This is a genomic window from Parabacteroides sp. (genome assembly GCF_977054455.1).
Genome location: NZ_CDRTCT010000001.1, coordinates 82819 through 98814, shown reverse-complemented (window position 1 = coordinate 98814; position 15996 = coordinate 82819). Strand labels below are relative to the sequence as shown.

The window sequence follows — 15996 nt, the reverse complement described above, 5'->3', positions numbered from 1 at the left end:
AAAATATGAAATTCAAAGTTTTTAGAGATTGGTTGCAACAGACGATCTACAAGATCATCAACCCGATCGTACATGGAATGATTAAAATTGGGATCACCCCCAATTTTATTACGACGACAGGATTAATCCTGAATATTGTGGCTGCCTGCATATTCCTTTATGCCGGAATGAAGGGAGAACGAGATGATTTCTACTATATCGGCTGGGGTGGCGGCATCATCCTGTTTGCCGGGCTGTTCGACATGATGGACGGACAGGTAGCGCGTATCGGAAAAATGAGTTCCACGTTCGGCGCCTTATACGATTCGGTCCTGGACCGCTACAGCGAACTGACGGTTTTCTTCGGGATCTGTTTCTATCTGATCAACCAGGGATATGTCATCAGTTCGATCGTCGCCTTCATTGCTTTGATCGGTTCACTGATGGTAAGCTATGTCCGCGCCCGTGCCGAAGGGTTGGGACTTGAATGCAAAGTCGGCTTCATGCAACGTCCCGAACGCGTGGTGTTGACCGGATTAGGAGCTCTTTGCTGCGGTATCTTCGCACCCATGATGGAGAACAACGAAACGTTCGAACCGATCATGATATTCGTCATTCCTTTGCTGGTCGTTGCGATATTCTCCAACATCACGGCATTCGCACGCCTGAACCATTGTCGTAAACTATTGAGCAGCAAAGGGAACGAATGAAAGACACAATTGTACTCCCGTCAAAGAAGGAGGCAGGGACTGTTATCGGCCTGACAGCGCTGTTTCTTTTACTGACAGCCGTATGTATCGGATTGCGTCCGGAGCATGTGTTCATGGTCGGCCTGTACTTGCTCCTCTTCTTTGCCAGCAAGACAACCCGTAAGTTGGCTGTTGCCTTGTTGCCGTTCGCTCTTTTCGGCATTTCATACGACTGGATGCGTGTTTTCCCGAACTACGAGGCGAACCCGATCGATGTGGAAAGCCTGTATAACCTGGAAAAAAGCCTGTTCGGCATAAACGATAATGGGAATATCCTGATTCCTTGCGAGTATTTCGCGATCCATAATTGCCAGATAGCGGACTTCCTTGCTGGTATATTTTACCTCTGCTGGGTCCCGGTTCCGATCGCTTTCGGGCTGTGGCTCTATCTCAAGGGAGACCGTAGTTTGTATCTCCGCTTCTCGATGGTATTCCTGTTCGTCAACCTGATCGGCTTTGCCGGGTATTATATCCATCCGGCAGCGCCACCTTGGTATGCTATCAATTATGGATTCGAACCGATACTCGACACACCGGGCAATGTTGCCGGCCTCGGCAGGTTCGACGCATTGACCGGCCTTTCGATCTTCGATTCCATCTATGGCCGCAACGCGAACGTATTCGCGGCAGTCCCGTCATTACATGCCGCATATATGGTCGTGGCGCTATGCTATGCGGTTATCGATAAATGCAATAAATTTGTGATCATCCTGTTTGCCATCATCATGGCGGGAATTTGGGGAACGGCGGTTTACACCTCACATCACTATATTATAGATGTAACATTGGGAATCTGTTGCGCTCTCTTAGGAATCCTGCTTTTCGAGAAAGGATTGATGAAGACAGGCTGGTTCAAGAACTTCTTCAACCGGTATTATCATTACATTAAATAGCATACCAATTAAACAATATGCCGGATGTGCCAATATGAAAGAATCTTTCATTGGCATATTGGCATATTAGTTTATTGGCACATTATTCATTGCATCCCGACCATTTTTGAAGTGGCATGACATCTTAACTTTGCCGCAACTAAAAGTTAGGATGTCATGTATAAACAAACTCTGTCATTATTCCTAAGCATGCTCTTATCCGCATGCGACCTGATCGATTACCATCCGTATGACGGCCGGCTCACCATTTCCGAACGCGATATCAACGGCAACAACATCCCGCTTATCGAGGCGGCGACAAAAGATAAAGACACGATCCGCTTCGTCCTGATGGGCGACACACAACGCAGCTACGACGAGACGGAAGATTTCGTAAAACATATCAATACTAAAAAAGACAGCATCGATTTCATCATACACGGAGGAGACTATACCGAGTTCGGTATGAAGAAAGAATATGAGTGGGCTGTCGATATCCTGTCGAAACTCGATATCCCGTATGTCGGATTGATCGGCAATCATGACGTAATCGGCAATGGCGACCAGGTTTTCAACAATCTGTTCGGAGAAGAGAACTTTTCCTTTATCGTCCGGGACATCAAATTCGTTTGCCTCAACACCAATGCGATCGAGTACGACTATTCCCATCCTGTCCCCGACTTCGGTTTCCTGAAAGAGGAACTGCAAGACAGTAGCCGTCATTACAGCCGTACGGTCGTCGCCATGCATGCACGCCCCGGAAGCGAACAATTCGACAATAACGTAAAAGACGTATTTCAGCTGTATATCCGCGAATTTCCCTCTTTGCTATTCTGCCTGAATGCGCATAACCATCAGTTGCAAGTGGAAGACCTTTTTGACGACGGGATCATTTACTACGGCTGTAGCAATATAGCCAAACGCAACTACCTATTATTCACCCTAACCCCGGACAACTACACGTATGAAGTTATCGATTTTTAAATGGACGATAGTATTTCTTTTCCTGGCCGGCACTTTACAGGCACAAGAGGAAATCGAGGAAGATATGCGATATAAGAAACGTGTGGAAAAATACATTTCCAGATGGGAAAAGCTCATTCCCCGCTATACCAAATTCCAGTTTGCCGGATCGATGGGTATGCTTTCACTCGGAACAGGTTGGAATTATTATCGCAATCACTGGGAAACAGACGTATATTTGGGAATAGTTCCCCGCAATTCGGATCGCCACGCTATGGCAACCCTTACGCTCAAACAGAATTATTACCCCTGGAACATCCATATCGCCGACAAGTTGTCTTTCGAACCTCTCGCCTGCGGTGTCTATATCAATACTCTGTTAGACCGCGACTTCTGGGGCAAACAGCCGGACAAATATCCGCAAGGTTACTACTGGTTTTCCACCCGTATCCGTACCCATGTCTTCATAGGAGAGCGATTCACATTGAAGTTAGATACCAATAAGAGCTGGCACAAATCCATCTCTTTCTTTTACGAACTCAGCACCTGCGACCTGTATCTGATAAACAAGATCGGAAACGGTTACCTGAAACCCAAAGACTATCTGAGCCTCTCGTTCGGCCTCAAACTGCAAATCCTGTAAAACAAAAACGGGAGGTGCCATTACGACAGCCTCCCGTTCCCCATAAACTACATAAAACACTTAAAAGAACAAACTTCGCATTAGAATGCAAGACCTAAGCGGATACCCCAGTTATTCAACCCATCGATCGAATAACTCAGGACTTCACCTTTATTGGTTGCATAATTATAGTAGGCAGCGATATGCAGACCGATCTGTTTCTGAGGAGTAAAATACATATTCATACCGATTTCGGGAGATACGTAGAAACCCCAGTTACGGTCGTAAACTTTCATCACATTCATATAAGTCGACATTTCACTGTAGCTTGCCCCCAACTGCACACCGGCATAAGGCTGGAACTGACTTTCGGGAGCTACGTTGTAACGGAAAGCCGCACCGAAAGGCAACTGGAAGATAGAATGCTGCTGATCGGAAGTGATAGCCGATGTAGAACTTACCGGCAATGTCTGGCGATCGATATACTTATTATTGGTATGATAAGAGATAAATGCACCTACCGAGAAATTAGGAACTACATAATAACCGGCTTCAGCATGTGCACCCCAACCGCTTGTCTTGTCAGAGAAATTCTGGCTGAACGGCGAGTTGATCTGCCAGTCCACATTAAAATACATGTTCTTTACAACCTGGGCTCCAGCCAGAGAAGGTATCGCTAAACAGGCAACAAGTAAAGCGATTAATTTTATTGATTTATATATCTTTTTCATAAGACTCAAATTTATCTTTTAATTCGCGTTTAATTATTTTTTCAAGTACGGTGACTGTACAAAAGCCTGCTCGATGGCACGGGTAGAAAGTTGGATATTTACCTTGTCGGAACCGGACAGCAAGCCAGTCATGTAAGCAGTCCAGAGAACCGGAAGTTTAGCATCTGTAGATTTTGGCTGCGGAGCTTTCAAGTCGACCAGCTCAACCAATAAAGAACCTACGCTATAGCTGTAGACGACAGGATACGGATAGTACCATCCATTCCATGCTCCGGTCCAGTTACCCCAGTAGCCATACCACCAGTTATATCCCGGATATCCCCACCACCAGTAAGGATTGTCATGATAGTTGGTAAAGTAATTTACATTTTTCACGAAAGAAACCTGCAAACCCAGATCTGCGGCTTCTTTATCCAGTGTACGTGTGTAACCACGACCTTCCATGCCATTAACCAAAGTAGAGACGATATCGTCAGCTTCAGTTGCACTCCAGAATTCCGGTTTTTCACTATTACCGATAACCATTACACTATCAGGAATGTAGAAAGTTGCAAACGATTCGAAATTAGCATCCTTGTTGTGATCTGTGAATACTACGAAATCATCGCTTAGTTTTGACATGTCCGGGTCCTTCTGGCAAGACGCCAGTAAAAGAACCAATAAGAAAAAAGGAAGAATCTTTTTCATCTCATTCAACGTTTAAAACAGTTTATACTATTATTTGTGCACTTATATATAAGTTACTATTTAAACAACATGAACTAAAAAAGGTTTGCATTCTCCCTTTTCAAGAGTGTTAATTAACTTGTCTGAAGATTTTGGAACGGTTATAAACGACTGTTAAAGTAGTTCGTTATGTTACATAAAAAGATTCCCACAACAGCTATATTGCATATTTGTAAACAATTACTATCTTTGCCATTAGACATCCAGATCAATAAAAATGAAAACGACAACAGAATATATCGCCTTATTAAAAAAGTATATGAAAAATAATGCCTCCAAATATGGAATTATCAGAATGGGTATATTTGGTTCTGTTGCCCGTCAGGAACAAAACGAAAATAGTGACATTGATATTTATATAGAAGGAGAACTAAAAGGTTTTTTCGCCTTGTCCGGTATAAAAAATGATTTGGAAGAATTATTGGGCTGTTCTGTCGATATAGTCCGTTTGCGAAATAAAATGGATGCTTTCCTGAAACAAAGAATAATAAAGGAGGGTATATATGTTTGACAGAGAGCTTGTATTACACACATTAGGTCTGATAGACCAGTCTTTATCCATTATTCAACATTTGCAAAAATGATATTCCTATCCTCCATAAGGTTATCAAACGCATAATTACTGACATCGAAGATACGACAAAAAAGAGCGGAATCTAATGAAAGACTCCGCTCTATAAAATATTCTATCCTCTTATGTCTGCAAATAGAATAATAAACTACCGGACTACGATCTTATAACGCACCTCTCCTATCAGAACAATATACATTCCGGAAGAGAGGCGGATCGAAGACGTTCCGGATATCCGTTTGGCGCAGATACAATAGCCGGACAGATTGTAAATCCTAACCTCAGTTTCCAAAGGCGATTGTATCCATATTTGTCCATTCCCTATACGAATCTGCGGCTTGTTCACAGAGACTTCTTCATTGCCGACAGAACTCCCGGTTGTTTCTGCAACCGTCGTACTTTGTGCCAGGATAACCGTTTCGCCATTGGCCTGCTTGACAGCTGTCGTTTCGATATAATAGGTCGAACCGGCTTCCAAGCCTTTTAACTGATAAGAGAATCCTGTAGACTTCAATTTTCCGTTGGCATCAAACGTATAAGTCGCTATCAGCTCTGTTTTAGCAGCATCCCGATAAATATTAAGAACATAATCAGTCGCTTCGGCAACTGGTTCCCAAACGACAGTGAGAGTGCTGTCGGTCCTCTCCGGAACTTCCGGATTCATGCTTTCTCCCTCTTCCACAATACGCTTGAAGTTCTTCCAGCCGGCAGCCTTCGAATAATTGTCTTTAGAGCCTTTCGGGACATAGAGAGTACAAATGTCGCTTTGTTTCGAATAATAGAAGAAAGCATATTCTGGATATTCACCTAAAGAAAGAGGTTGCACCATCTTGCTATGGAGTTCTTTCAATGTCTTTTCGCAATGATCGACAATCCCCATGCCGATGCTTTTCAGGCTGGCTGGCAAAGTAAGGCTTACCAGCCTCGTACAGCCGTCAAACGCACCATCACCGATAGACACCAAACCATCCGGAAGCGTGACGGATTCGAGGTTCGTGCAATTATAAAAAGCAAAACTCTCAATCCGTGTGACTCCTTGTGGAACGGTGTATGTTTTCCCCCGCATATTCGGATAAACCAACAAGGTCGTCATGTCTCTATTGTAAAGGACACCATTGCCGGATGAATAGCGTTTGTTGGCAGTCTTCACCCTGATCTGAGAAAGCTTGCTGCAATCATCGAACACACCCTCACCAATATACGTTACGCTGGCAGGTATATCGATAGCCCCTAACGAAGCACATCCGTTAAAAGCATAATCACCGATTGTCTTCAATCCTTCCGAAAAAATAAGATTCGACAACCTGCTGCATCCGTCGAAAGCCTTTTCACCCACAGAATCGATCACCATACGGATACTTTCCGGATTGAAGCGCACCAAGTTCGTACACCCCTTAAATGCCTCTTTACCGACAGTTGTCACTTTGTAGACAATACTTTCGTATGTAACCGTTTGCTTGATATCATAGTAAGCAGGCGTTTTGTCCGTCACACCGGATATGGCGACTTCATCCTTGCCGATGACGGTGTATTTGAGCTGCCCGATGGTGAATTCACCCCCTATCGGCTCCTCACTTCCTCCTTCCTCTACAATGTCAGAGAAGATATTCCATTTCTCATACAAAGGCTTCGATCCTTTCGGGACATATACCGTCAGCCCGCTTGCCTCTACCCCAGAGAATGCCTCATCGCCTAAGGACGGCGGGATCTCCCCTCGAAAACGCAAGGTCGTCAAACTTTCGCAATCAGCAAAGGCATTACTGCCGATAATCTTTATTCCTGCCGGACACGTCATGCTCGTCAAATGATCCTGATAAGCAAAAGCATACGCACGGATATCCGTTACCGTTTCCGGAAGTACCATTTCCTTGTCTGACGGCAGATAAGCAGACCATAGCACTTGGGTTTTAGCCTTGTTGTACAAAATGTTGTTTTCTGCTGTAAATTTCGGATTGCCATTCGCCACCGTTATCGTTTCTACATCCAATTTGCTAAAAAAGGCTTCCGAGTCCTCCGTGTCGATCGACACTACACTGGCCGGAATATGCAAAGATTGTAATCCATAACAACGATAAAACGCTTCATATCCGATTTTCACCAGCCCTTCCGGCAAAGAAATGGATTTCATGTTCAACGCACCGCTGAAAGCTTCGTCTTCTATTGCTTTTACGGCATAATCCTTTCCGTTATAGGAAACGGTCGCCGGTATCACACAATCCGTCACCGTCCACGAATCATTGTCATTTCCTTGCTGTCCGGAACCTTCAGCAACATCCGGACCGAGTACGGAAACAGTATTATCGCCTGTCACCTTGTATTTCAATTGACCAGAGATAAAAAAAGCATTTAAATCCGATGTGTTAGCTATATAAACACTAATACCATCAGGTCCGGTGACATAATACGATAAGTCATTTTCATTGTTAAGTGAAAATGACAACCCTCCTTGTGTTTCAATTGTAGAACATATCGTGAACAAATAATCTTTTTCTTCCAACGCTAAAGTAATTTTTCCCCGCGTATTTGTTTTGCTGCCATTGTTCGCCTCCATAGAAATCTGTTTACTCTGACCATTCTCCAGATAACAAATAGTGGTACTTTCAACAGGCAGTCTATCTGCATAAATAGTAAGGTCACAAGATTGTCCTCTAAAAACTCCTACATTACTGAGATTCAAGCTGAATGACAGAATATTTCCTACTTCACCTTCAACATTACCGGAACTTTCAGCAACAAGTTTCGTTATGAAATGAAAAACACTATCTTCGGAATATAACGACTGAAGTTTCTGGTCATCATAAATATCAATTTTATATTCCATTGCCCCCACTTTATTCGATGTAAGCCATAAGCATTTTTCAGCTTTTCTACCCATTAGCGGAATCCAAGCAACTCCATTCTCATCAAACGAACAAGTTCCACGTTCGCCTAAATATTCATCTGCATATTCCATTGTAATGGCTGACGTCCAACTTTTATCTTTCAATTGCAAACGAATGTATAATCCAGCATCTGCTACAGATTTCACAAATGTCATCCAACCCTGCTTTCCTTTGTCTTGCAAGGCATAACCTCCCGCAAAATGATCCACCTCACCTTTTGTTACAGTCAATGCGGGATCCACACCTCCAATTTCTCTTAACGTATAATTCCTCCAATACCCATGAGCCCGATAAGCAGCTAATGAACCTTTAGGTATCCAAACAGTAGTGGCTTTAAAAGGAGAAGAAGTCAATTCCGGAGGATTTGCTGTTTGGAGTGTCAAATTTGTAAAAGAAGCATCGTTCATTCCCATGCTTTCTATCTTTGTCACGGAAGCAGGTAATGTAAAATCACCTTTACGTCCCAACGGGTATTGCAGAAGAGTTTTTCCTTCTTTATCGTATAAAACGCCATCAATTGTTTTAAAATACAGATTATCCTCTCCAATCAATATATTTTCTATCCCCTTATTGACATAGAAAGCATACTCACCGATCGATATGATACAAGATGGCAATATGACTTTTTTAAGTTTAGGCAAGGGGTTATTCCAACCGGTCACACGTCCGTTTACCCATTTAGAAAAAGCTTGGGGAGGCAATTCATTTGCAGGATAATAATGATCTCCATCTCGATCACTGCCCACGCCACCTGTTAATCCTGGAGGAGTATATCTCCCTTGGTAATCTTCAATTTTTGTTATACCGGATAAATCAAGTTCTTCCAAATTAAATATATAATCCCTTATATAGCATAAATCACGCACATCTATTATCCCACTAACTTTTAAATGAGTGATATTTCCAGGTTCATATCCTCGATCCAACAAATTGACTTGAATTTGGTTGACACCTGTATTTATTTCTACCATTTGCCCCCTCGCCATTATTGGCAGAAACATGATACTCGCTAATGCAATCAAACATCTGTATAGATGTTTCATGTTTGTGTGTAAAAATCTATTCATATTCTTTCTATATTATTATTTCACATATTTTTTATTATTCTCTCTCACATTTTGTTTAAACTCATCAACTGTTAACATCGTAGGGAATACGACCTCATGCGCCGTAACATACCATTCTCCGCCGATCCGTTCAAATGTGAATGTGTCTTTGTTGTACCATATTCCGGAATATTCATCTGTATAAATGACCTTATCTTCTCCTTGGAAAACGAATCTGGCATCCCAAACAAATTCACCGTCATTTTCCTCCGTATGTCCGATCTTAAAAGCCTCTACACCTATACGCAATACCCAGCAATCTTTCGTGTAAGGACACTTTTCTGCCCCTCCTAAATCCAATGTCCCCAACGGAAATTTGACCCGGCTCCACTGGAAATCCACATCGCTCGTAAAGCGTTTCCGAAAATCATCAAAGGATTCCCCCCTTTCATTTAAAGAAGTAGTAATACTATTTGTCATAGTTTCTATTTGCTGGATGCCATCATTTAACGAGACGCCATTTGTAAGAAAGAATGCTATACCCCCATATAGCAGCAGAATACTAAAAGAAATAACCAACTGGCCATTTAATGGTATTTTTTTATATTTCCAAATCTTTATTAGATAAATAACAGCTCCAAATATGAGTAATATACCAATAATATAAGGTAATAAATATGCACCAGATTCCAAAATCATCCAAAATAGATAATAAGAAAATGCATAAGTAATAAAAGCCATCAACGGAGGAGTAATAAATACCGACATAAGTTGAGCCATACAACCATCTGATGTCTCTCTGATTCCTTTGGAAGAAATTTCATAACTTTCGACTTTTGTCGCAAAAAGGCCACGTATAGCCATAAAAATACCTCCAATAAATCCAGCAACGCTAACTGTTCCAAATACGTAACATAGCCATCCCTCATAATTAAACATATTGGAAGGTAATAATGTATTCGAAATTTTTACACTTCCAGCCATCATGCCAAGAACGGAGAAAGCAGTTGCTATTAGTAACAATATCTCAATGCAGATGAAAAATATTTTCATCTTAGCAGATGTTTGCGGTGTATCACTTTTTGTTATATTCATGTTCTATTTATTTAATTGTAAACGAACTACCTCTGCTTGTACTGTTCTATAAGTGTGGCATAGATGTTAAAAATGAAGTTGCCTGATTGGCAACTTCATTGGAGTGGATAGAATAATCTATTGCTTTGCGTCATAAATGCTTTTTACTTCCGATGCCGACAATTTGCGAGTATCGTACACTCTGAAATTATCAATGCACATATTAGTGCCATTCAGGGAAACAGTGCTGTTGCCTAAATCAATGCTTCCCCCCATGACAAACTTGGTTCCTGTGCCGTAAGAAGATTGGCCTCCTCCATTTTCACTATAATGGTTGGCATATTCGGTGATTGTATCAACAGCTTGCCCATCAACATACAGAACAGTTGTAATTGTTGAAATCCCAGCATCTTCAAAGTCCGAAACCAAAGCAACATGATGCCACTTTCCATCTGTCAGAGACGGATGAGTAAAAGTTCCGGTCTTGGCATACTGATAAACATTATCATATCGTGTAACAACAAATTTCAAAGAACCATTACTCATGCTTAAAGTGAACATAGGCGTATTCTGGATGGAGGAAAGCATATAAAATATGTTGCCATCTCCAAAATCTTTACCCCAAAAGGCTATCGTCATTTTCTTGGAATCAATAATAGGTTTAGGCACTACAAATGAACTGTTATTTGTACGACTGAATTTTAGTGCTTTTGAATCGGAAGTGATCCCGGTAACGAAAGCAGGGCTATTGCTTCCGAACCCATGTATTTCGTTTTCTGTCGCATCATTGAAATCACTATCGAATTTGTAGTATGTATATAAACCGTTAGGGACTGCCAAACCGGCTGTCCCACTGCCTTTTGAACCGGTTACCGTAACCGTCTCTTTCCTATTCCCGTCTGTGACCGTGAACGTCGTGTTGAGAGTTGAAGGCATTGTTTGCCGATTCAGTTTCATAGTTACAGTCACTGCTTTTTGCGCTTGAATCTTCCCGGAAGTTGCAGATAAGGACAAACAAGATTCCGGCAGGTTTTGAATCATCCAATCCAATTCGGCATTTCCTGCATTAGTGATGTTAAACGATAATTCAGATTTATCTTCACCAAAATCAAGCAGTGACGGGGAAACGACCATCATCGCTTTTGCTTTGCTTCCCTTTGCGGTAATGGCTTCTTCTCTGGTTCCGTCCGAAATGACAAATGTCGTGTTCAGAATTTCGGGCATTATCTGGCGATTTAATTTCACCTGCACTATTTCTTTTCCACCGGGTGCCACTTTCCCACTTGTTTCAGGTACTGACAAGCAAGTTTCCGACAAACCCGACAACACCCATTCCAAGTCAGCATCTCCTTTATTTTCAATCGTCAACGGCAATTCCGACGAAGTATCGGAGAAGTCCAATACAGTCGGATCGATCTTCATTTCCGATTTAGTATTTTTTGCAGAGCACGAAATGGAAATAGGGAATGAATTACCGAATGCAGACAAGTTGACTACTATTGATTTGGTTTCCGACAGTTTGTTCCTGTCAACGGAAAAGACAATACTTTGTGTTTTGTTGCTGGCGATTCGTCCGGATAAAGGGCTGGCTGTAACCCAACTATTATTCCCGAACTCTAACGACCATTCGGTTTCCGCCTTACCCTTGTTGGTTATGATCACCGACATTTCACTTTGTGTTGTGCCGAAATTGATTGAAGAGGGTGTGATTTGGATGTCTGCCTCTCTTTGTTCGGCTACCAATTGTACGTCACAATTCGCATCCTGTCCGGCAATAACTGTCACCGACCGAGTGTTTGCCACAAAACCTTCTTTCATAAAATGGAGGGTGTACGTATTCGGTTCCAAATCCCGAAAAGAGAATTGACCGGTACTTCCGGTTGTCGCACTCAACCCGTTGGATGTAATATTGACATTGACTCCGGATAAAGGGCTTGTTCCATTACCTGATTCGGTGACAATACCCAATATATTTCCGGTCATGACTTCCGGATCTTTTGTACATGCGGTTATAACAATTAAAAAGGATATAAGATAATATAAATGTTTCATCATCATAACGTGTTTAAAAATTCATGACTAATGCCATTCCAACATGGTCTGTGTCCCACATGGGCACCATAGAGAAATCGACATACTGTTTTTTCTTTACAATGACGCGTCGACGACCGGGAGCTACAGCTGCGTCTATTAAATTATATACATACAAAACCGTAGCAGCTCCGATAAACCCGTTGCGTATATTTTCCCAATTTCCTGCTTTATCGTTGTAAAACTCTTTATAATTAGGTTTTTCTCGCATTTTCTTTATGTATGAAGAACGTTGGTTTTCAGCGACAACAATCATACCGGCACAAGCGGCGCTTCCTCCCAGAATCAATCCTCCTTTCAGTTTACTACCTTTATAAAGTTGTCCTACGCCTGGAATCAATGAATAAAAGAAACCTTTTGCACCATACGAGGTTGTCAACGTTATGTCGTCATCATAACTTCCTCCGGTATAGTTATTGTCTGAAACCGTGTAAAGTACGTAGCATACATATCCTTGCCCGTCCCGTTCCCAATATTCATCGATTACACGAGTCGTCATATTGATTTCTTTACCGTTTTCGGTACACTCCATCTGAAATGTTTCATGAATACGTTCTTCAAAGGTTCCGTTATTTGTGGTAGCAAGGCTTTCTATGGTTGCATCGCTCTCTACCTTGATCACACTATTCACTCTCAATCCATGTTCATATTCCAATCGGGATGACAAGTTGACAAATGAATGCTGACGGGCTTCTTCCAACGTTTTCCCCATTCCTGAAGCATCCAAGAATATATATGAAAATGATTTTGGAGTGGGTAATGATGCTGTTAACCATGTCGGACGCAACCGAGCTGATTTTTGCTGTGATTGAATAGATATATTCACACAAAAAAACAGGAATAAAAATAAAAATATATTTTTTCTCATAATTTAGTCATTCATCCCTTTTTGCTTGCGATATCTGTCTATTTTATCTTTTTGGCTATTAAGAAACGTTTCCTTGTCAAAATCAATTTTCATTTTCTCACTCTCTGAAATAGCCGCATCCTCTGCAATGTTTTCCACATCTTCTTTTTGTATGGAAATGCAAACAATACATTCATAATTCCCGTCTGAACGTAAATACGTTTTATTGCAAACGATATTATTATTTTCTAACATCCTCTCTGAAACAGAAGATATATATCGTTTTGTAGATTCCGATAATGAAAAATTTTTGTCTTTTATGTACTCTTGTACATAATCTTCTACGACAGATAAAATCAGAGCACTCAAATCTGAAATCAATTGGTTTTTTGCCCTTGATATTACTTTCGTCCGTCCAAGGTCACGACTTACACTGATAGCGGAGCCATAAGCCCTAAACTCATTAGGAGGGCACTCCAAAACAGCATTCTCGCACTCATCGGTATCATCGACCTTTGTCACCACATTAGCTTTTGCTTTCCCTTCACTTGTATATTCCGGATAAGATGCGACAGGAGCGTTTTTAGATCCTCCACAAGAAGAAAATAATACAAATGAAGTCAAAGACATCATTGTCAAAATAAAAATACTCTTATTCATAATGTTATTTATTTGCGGGCAAGGGAATATGATTCCCTTGCCCAAATTTATATTTACTTGAATTCTACATTTCTGATCATTTAAGCATCTTCAATCTCTTTGTGGCGATTTCATCGCCTTGTTCCGCAGCTTTCTGATACCAATACTTGGCCTTTTCGATATCTTTCGAAACCCCATTCCCTTTTTCGTACATTTCAGCTAACAAACATTGGGATTTCGCAAATCCACCCTCTACAGCTTCTGCAAAATAATGGATCGCCTTATCCAAGTCAGGAATGATGTCTCCTTTGACTTTGAAATATTCAGAGCCTTTAAATAGATCAACCCTAATTTCCCCTTAGCCTCAATGTGGTCCTTTTCTGCCGCTTTTTCATACCACATAATTGCTTTAGCGAAGTCGGCTTGCAAATCGATTTCGAGGAGACCAAAACCATAGACTATACCTGCCATATATTGCGCTTCTATATAATCTAACGAGGCTGCTTTTTCTGTCAAGGACAAATAAATATGTACCCATAATCTTCTATCATCTTTGCCCATTCTTGTTATCTTATTGCATAATCCACATGTCCCCCTTGGAACAAGCCATAAGCCTGGCTTTTATTCAGCGGGACCTCTCCCCTATAAGGGCCTCCTATCTTCTGCCAGGAATCATTGATCATCTTCACGCCGTTAATGCCACTGACGAAACTGCACCCGTTCACGAACGCCCCGTCCAACGATATCGAAGGGGCAGGCTTTGTCTCCCCATTCCGGTCCATCATGAAATGCTTCTGCCCGATCTGGACATACGCGTAATCATTACCCAGAAACAAATCATCATAAGGCCACTGCCGCCCCCCTTGGACCTTGTATTCGATCTTCATGTTTCCTTTCTCATCGCACCAGCCGTACAGCTCGCCGTCTTCGCTGACCTTATACCATTTACCGTCATTTACGATATCCTTGAACTTTCCGCCGGGGATCAGGATATTGGATTTCTTGTCAACCAAAGCACATTGGCCATCCACACGGACCACCACATTCCCGTTGCGATCCGCCATGACCGGTTCTTTCGAGACAAAGTCGACAACCAACTTACCAGTCTTGTCGATTGCTCCATACCTATTGGACTGATATACGCAACACAAGCCGTTCACAAATTGAGAAGAGAATTCATATATATTACCTTCCGGTTCCAGCACAACCCGTCCTTGCTTGTCGACAAACACTCCTTTCCCTCCAATCCTGCAAGCCGCTAAACCTTCACTGAAAAGCCCCATCGGCTTGCCCCCCAATTCAAATAGAATCTTGCCTGAAGTATCGATCGCCACCCAATGGCCACCCGGTTTTTCACACCAAGCGATGCCTTCCGAGAAGTCAGACGCCTCGATATAATCCGAAGCATCGATTACTACATTACCTTGCTCATCAATGTAACGCCATGTCCCGCCTTTCGATTCGCGGTGGCTGATCTTGCCTTTCGCCAATCCGTCATAGAACAGCCCCGGAACTTCCACGAACGGAGACATAAACACCTCTTTCCCTGTCGGGTCGACATATGCATACGTCGTATTTCCTCGTTCCTTCTTCATTACCGGAAACAATCGGATATTTTCTAATAAATTACCCTTGCCTGATCCACCATCAACACAAGATGTCATCAACAACAGGCTGCACAGATAAACAAATACTTTTTCCATCATTGTCTATTTCTATTATTAATGTTACATTTCCTATATGACTTATAATCACGCTTCATTCGTATAAAGACCTCACTCTTCAAACTTTCTCAACTCCTGTTCTTCAAAATCACCGACATATATGGTACCTCCTCCCGTATAACAGGAATAAAGACCATCAACTATTTCTTTTACCCGCATTTGTTTTCCGCTTTTATCTACGACTAAATCGCCTACCGCGAAAAGATATTGCTTTTTAGGGTTATGCATACGTTTACGCGATTCCAAGAAATAACGCTGTTTGATAGCTCTCACATCATCCGTCATCCCCCACACCTTAAAAAACAGAATCACACAAAGGATCATAAACGCAAAAGTGAATAATCCCAAAAATCCAGATATAGCCTGAAACACATTAAAATCTTCCATATTTTTTATTATTTAGTTATAGAATATAAACTCCTCTCTATCGAGAAGTTTTAACATTTTTTCTATGGTACCCTCATATCCCCGGGGATATGA

16 protein-coding genes are annotated in these 15996 nt (G+C 41.8%); 5 read left to right on the top strand and 11 right to left on the bottom strand.

What is annotated here, in order from left to right; all coding sequences use genetic code 11:
• Positions 1-5: 5 nt before the first annotated feature.
• The 4 genes from ACW6QF_RS00365 (at position 6) to ACW6QF_RS00350 (ending at position 3206) form a co-directional block, all read left to right on the top strand.
• Entirely contained in the window at positions 6-689 is a 684-nt protein-coding gene (locus ACW6QF_RS00365; RefSeq protein ID WP_456086395.1) for a CDP-alcohol phosphatidyltransferase family protein, read from the top strand.
• Entirely contained in the window at positions 686-1621 is a 936-nt protein-coding gene (locus tag ACW6QF_RS00360) for a phosphatase PAP2 family protein (protein ID WP_456086394.1), read from the top strand. The genes ACW6QF_RS00365 and ACW6QF_RS00360 overlap by 4 nt, the downstream gene beginning before the upstream one ends.
• 156 nt (positions 1622-1777) lie before the next feature.
• Positions 1778-2584 (top strand): metallophosphoesterase family protein, encoded by an 807-nt coding sequence (locus tag ACW6QF_RS00355; RefSeq protein ID WP_456086393.1) that lies wholly within the window; start codon positions 1778-1780, stop codon positions 2582-2584.
• Positions 2565-3206 (top strand): hypothetical protein, encoded by a 642-nt coding sequence (locus ACW6QF_RS00350; protein WP_298546503.1) that lies wholly within the window; start codon positions 2565-2567, stop codon positions 3204-3206. Before ACW6QF_RS00355 ends, ACW6QF_RS00350 begins: the two co-directional genes overlap by 20 nt.
• 80 nt (positions 3207-3286) lie before the next feature.
• Here ACW6QF_RS00350 and ACW6QF_RS00345 read toward each other — a convergent pair whose 3' ends face one another.
• Positions 3287-3916 carry an outer membrane beta-barrel protein gene (locus ACW6QF_RS00345; RefSeq protein ID WP_298546505.1) on the bottom strand — a complete coding sequence of 210 codons (630 nt, stop codon included), beginning with the start codon at positions 3914-3916 and terminating at the stop codon, positions 3287-3289.
• Positions 3917-3949: 33 nt separating this feature from the next.
• Entirely contained in the window at positions 3950-4603 is a 654-nt protein-coding gene (locus ACW6QF_RS00340; protein ID WP_298546507.1) for a DUF4136 domain-containing protein, read from the bottom strand.
• A 256-nt stretch (positions 4604-4859) separates the two neighbouring features.
• Between ACW6QF_RS00340 and ACW6QF_RS00335 the strand changes: the two genes are divergently transcribed.
• Entirely contained in the window at positions 4860-5153 is a 294-nt protein-coding gene (locus ACW6QF_RS00335; RefSeq protein WP_298546509.1) for a nucleotidyltransferase family protein, read from the top strand.
• Between the two features lie 208 nt (positions 5154-5361).
• Here the strand turns inward: ACW6QF_RS00335 and ACW6QF_RS00330 are convergent, their stop codons facing one another.
• The 9 genes from ACW6QF_RS00330 to ACW6QF_RS00290 all read right to left on the bottom strand — a co-directional run bounded on the left by ACW6QF_RS00330 (position 5362) and on the right by ACW6QF_RS00290 (position 15903).
• Positions 5362-8841 (bottom strand): leucine-rich repeat protein, encoded by a 3480-nt coding sequence (locus ACW6QF_RS00330; protein ID WP_456086392.1) that lies wholly within the window; start codon positions 8839-8841, stop codon positions 5362-5364.
• 336 nt (positions 8842-9177) lie between these two features.
• The gene (locus ACW6QF_RS00325) at positions 9178-10236 is read right to left on the bottom strand and encodes a hypothetical protein (protein WP_456086391.1); all 1059 of its coding nucleotides are present in this window, start codon (positions 10234-10236) and stop codon (positions 9178-9180) included.
• A 117-nt stretch (positions 10237-10353) separates the two neighbouring features.
• Complete coding sequence (locus ACW6QF_RS00320) at positions 10354-12270, bottom strand: BACON domain-containing protein (RefSeq protein ID WP_456086390.1); 1917 nt, start codon at positions 12268-12270, stop codon at positions 10354-10356.
• Positions 12271-12280: 10 nt separating this feature from the next.
• A complete protein-coding gene (locus ACW6QF_RS00315) occupies positions 12281-13174 on the bottom strand; it encodes a hypothetical protein (protein ID WP_456086389.1) in 894 nt (297 codons plus the stop codon).
• Positions 13175-13177: 3 nt separating this feature from the next.
• Positions 13178-13813, bottom strand: a complete 636-nt coding sequence (locus ACW6QF_RS00310; protein WP_456086388.1) for a hypothetical protein — start codon at positions 13811-13813, stop codon at positions 13178-13180.
• Between the two features lie 76 nt (positions 13814-13889).
• Positions 13890-14081 carry a tetratricopeptide repeat protein gene (locus tag ACW6QF_RS00305; RefSeq protein ID WP_456086387.1) on the bottom strand — a complete coding sequence of 64 codons (192 nt, stop codon included), beginning with the start codon at positions 14079-14081 and terminating at the stop codon, positions 13890-13892.
• Entirely contained in the window at positions 14045-14353 is a 309-nt protein-coding gene (locus tag ACW6QF_RS00300; RefSeq protein ID WP_456086386.1) for a tetratricopeptide repeat protein, read from the bottom strand. The genes ACW6QF_RS00305 and ACW6QF_RS00300 overlap by 37 nt, the downstream gene beginning before the upstream one ends.
• 5 nt (positions 14354-14358) lie before the next feature.
• Complete coding sequence (locus tag ACW6QF_RS00295) at positions 14359-15495, bottom strand: WG repeat-containing protein (RefSeq protein WP_456086385.1); 1137 nt, start codon at positions 15493-15495, stop codon at positions 14359-14361.
• Positions 15496-15567: 72 nt separating this feature from the next.
• On the bottom strand, positions 15568-15903 hold the full coding sequence (locus ACW6QF_RS00290) for a hypothetical protein (protein ID WP_456086384.1): 336 nt from the start codon (positions 15901-15903) through the stop codon (positions 15568-15570).
• Positions 15904-15996: the final 93 nt, after the last annotated feature.

Bases quoted from the DNA above. Each gene is read 5' to 3' on its own strand.
- ACW6QF_RS00365 (WP_456086395.1), top strand. From the start codon at position 6: ATGAAATTCAAAGTTTTTAGAGATTGGTTGCAACAGACGATCTACAAG.
- ACW6QF_RS00360 (WP_456086394.1), top strand. From the start codon at position 686: ATGAAAGACACAATTGTACTCCCGTCAAAGAAGGAGGCAGGGACTGTT.
- ACW6QF_RS00355 (WP_456086393.1), top strand. From the start codon at position 1,778: ATGTATAAACAAACTCTGTCATTATTCCTAAGCATGCTCTTATCCGCA.
- ACW6QF_RS00350 (WP_298546503.1), top strand. From the start codon at position 2,565: ATGAAGTTATCGATTTTTAAATGGACGATAGTATTTCTTTTCCTGGCC.
- ACW6QF_RS00345 (WP_298546505.1), bottom strand. From the start codon at position 3,916: ATGAAAAAGATATATAAATCAATAAAATTAATCGCTTTACTTGTTGCC.
- ACW6QF_RS00340 (WP_298546507.1), bottom strand. From the start codon at position 4,603: ATGAAAAAGATTCTTCCTTTTTTCTTATTGGTTCTTTTACTGGCGTCT.
- ACW6QF_RS00335 (WP_298546509.1), top strand. From the start codon at position 4,860: ATGAAAACGACAACAGAATATATCGCCTTATTAAAAAAGTATATGAAA.
- ACW6QF_RS00325 (WP_456086391.1), bottom strand. From the start codon at position 10,236: ATGAATATAACAAAAAGTGATACACCGCAAACATCTGCTAAGATGAAA.
- ACW6QF_RS00320 (WP_456086390.1), bottom strand. From the start codon at position 12,270: ATGATGAAACATTTATATTATCTTATATCCTTTTTAATTGTTATAACC.
- ACW6QF_RS00315 (WP_456086389.1), bottom strand. From the start codon at position 13,174: ATGAGAAAAAATATATTTTTATTTTTATTCCTGTTTTTTTGTGTGAAT.
- ACW6QF_RS00310 (WP_456086388.1), bottom strand. From the start codon at position 13,813: ATGAATAAGAGTATTTTTATTTTGACAATGATGTCTTTGACTTCATTT.
- ACW6QF_RS00300 (WP_456086386.1), bottom strand. From the start codon at position 14,353: ATGGGCAAAGATGATAGAAGATTATGGGTACATATTTATTTGTCCTTG.
- ACW6QF_RS00295 (WP_456086385.1), bottom strand. From the start codon at position 15,495: ATGGAAAAAGTATTTGTTTATCTGTGCAGCCTGTTGTTGATGACATCT.
- ACW6QF_RS00290 (WP_456086384.1), bottom strand. From the start codon at position 15,903: ATGGAAGATTTTAATGTGTTTCAGGCTATATCTGGATTTTTGGGATTA.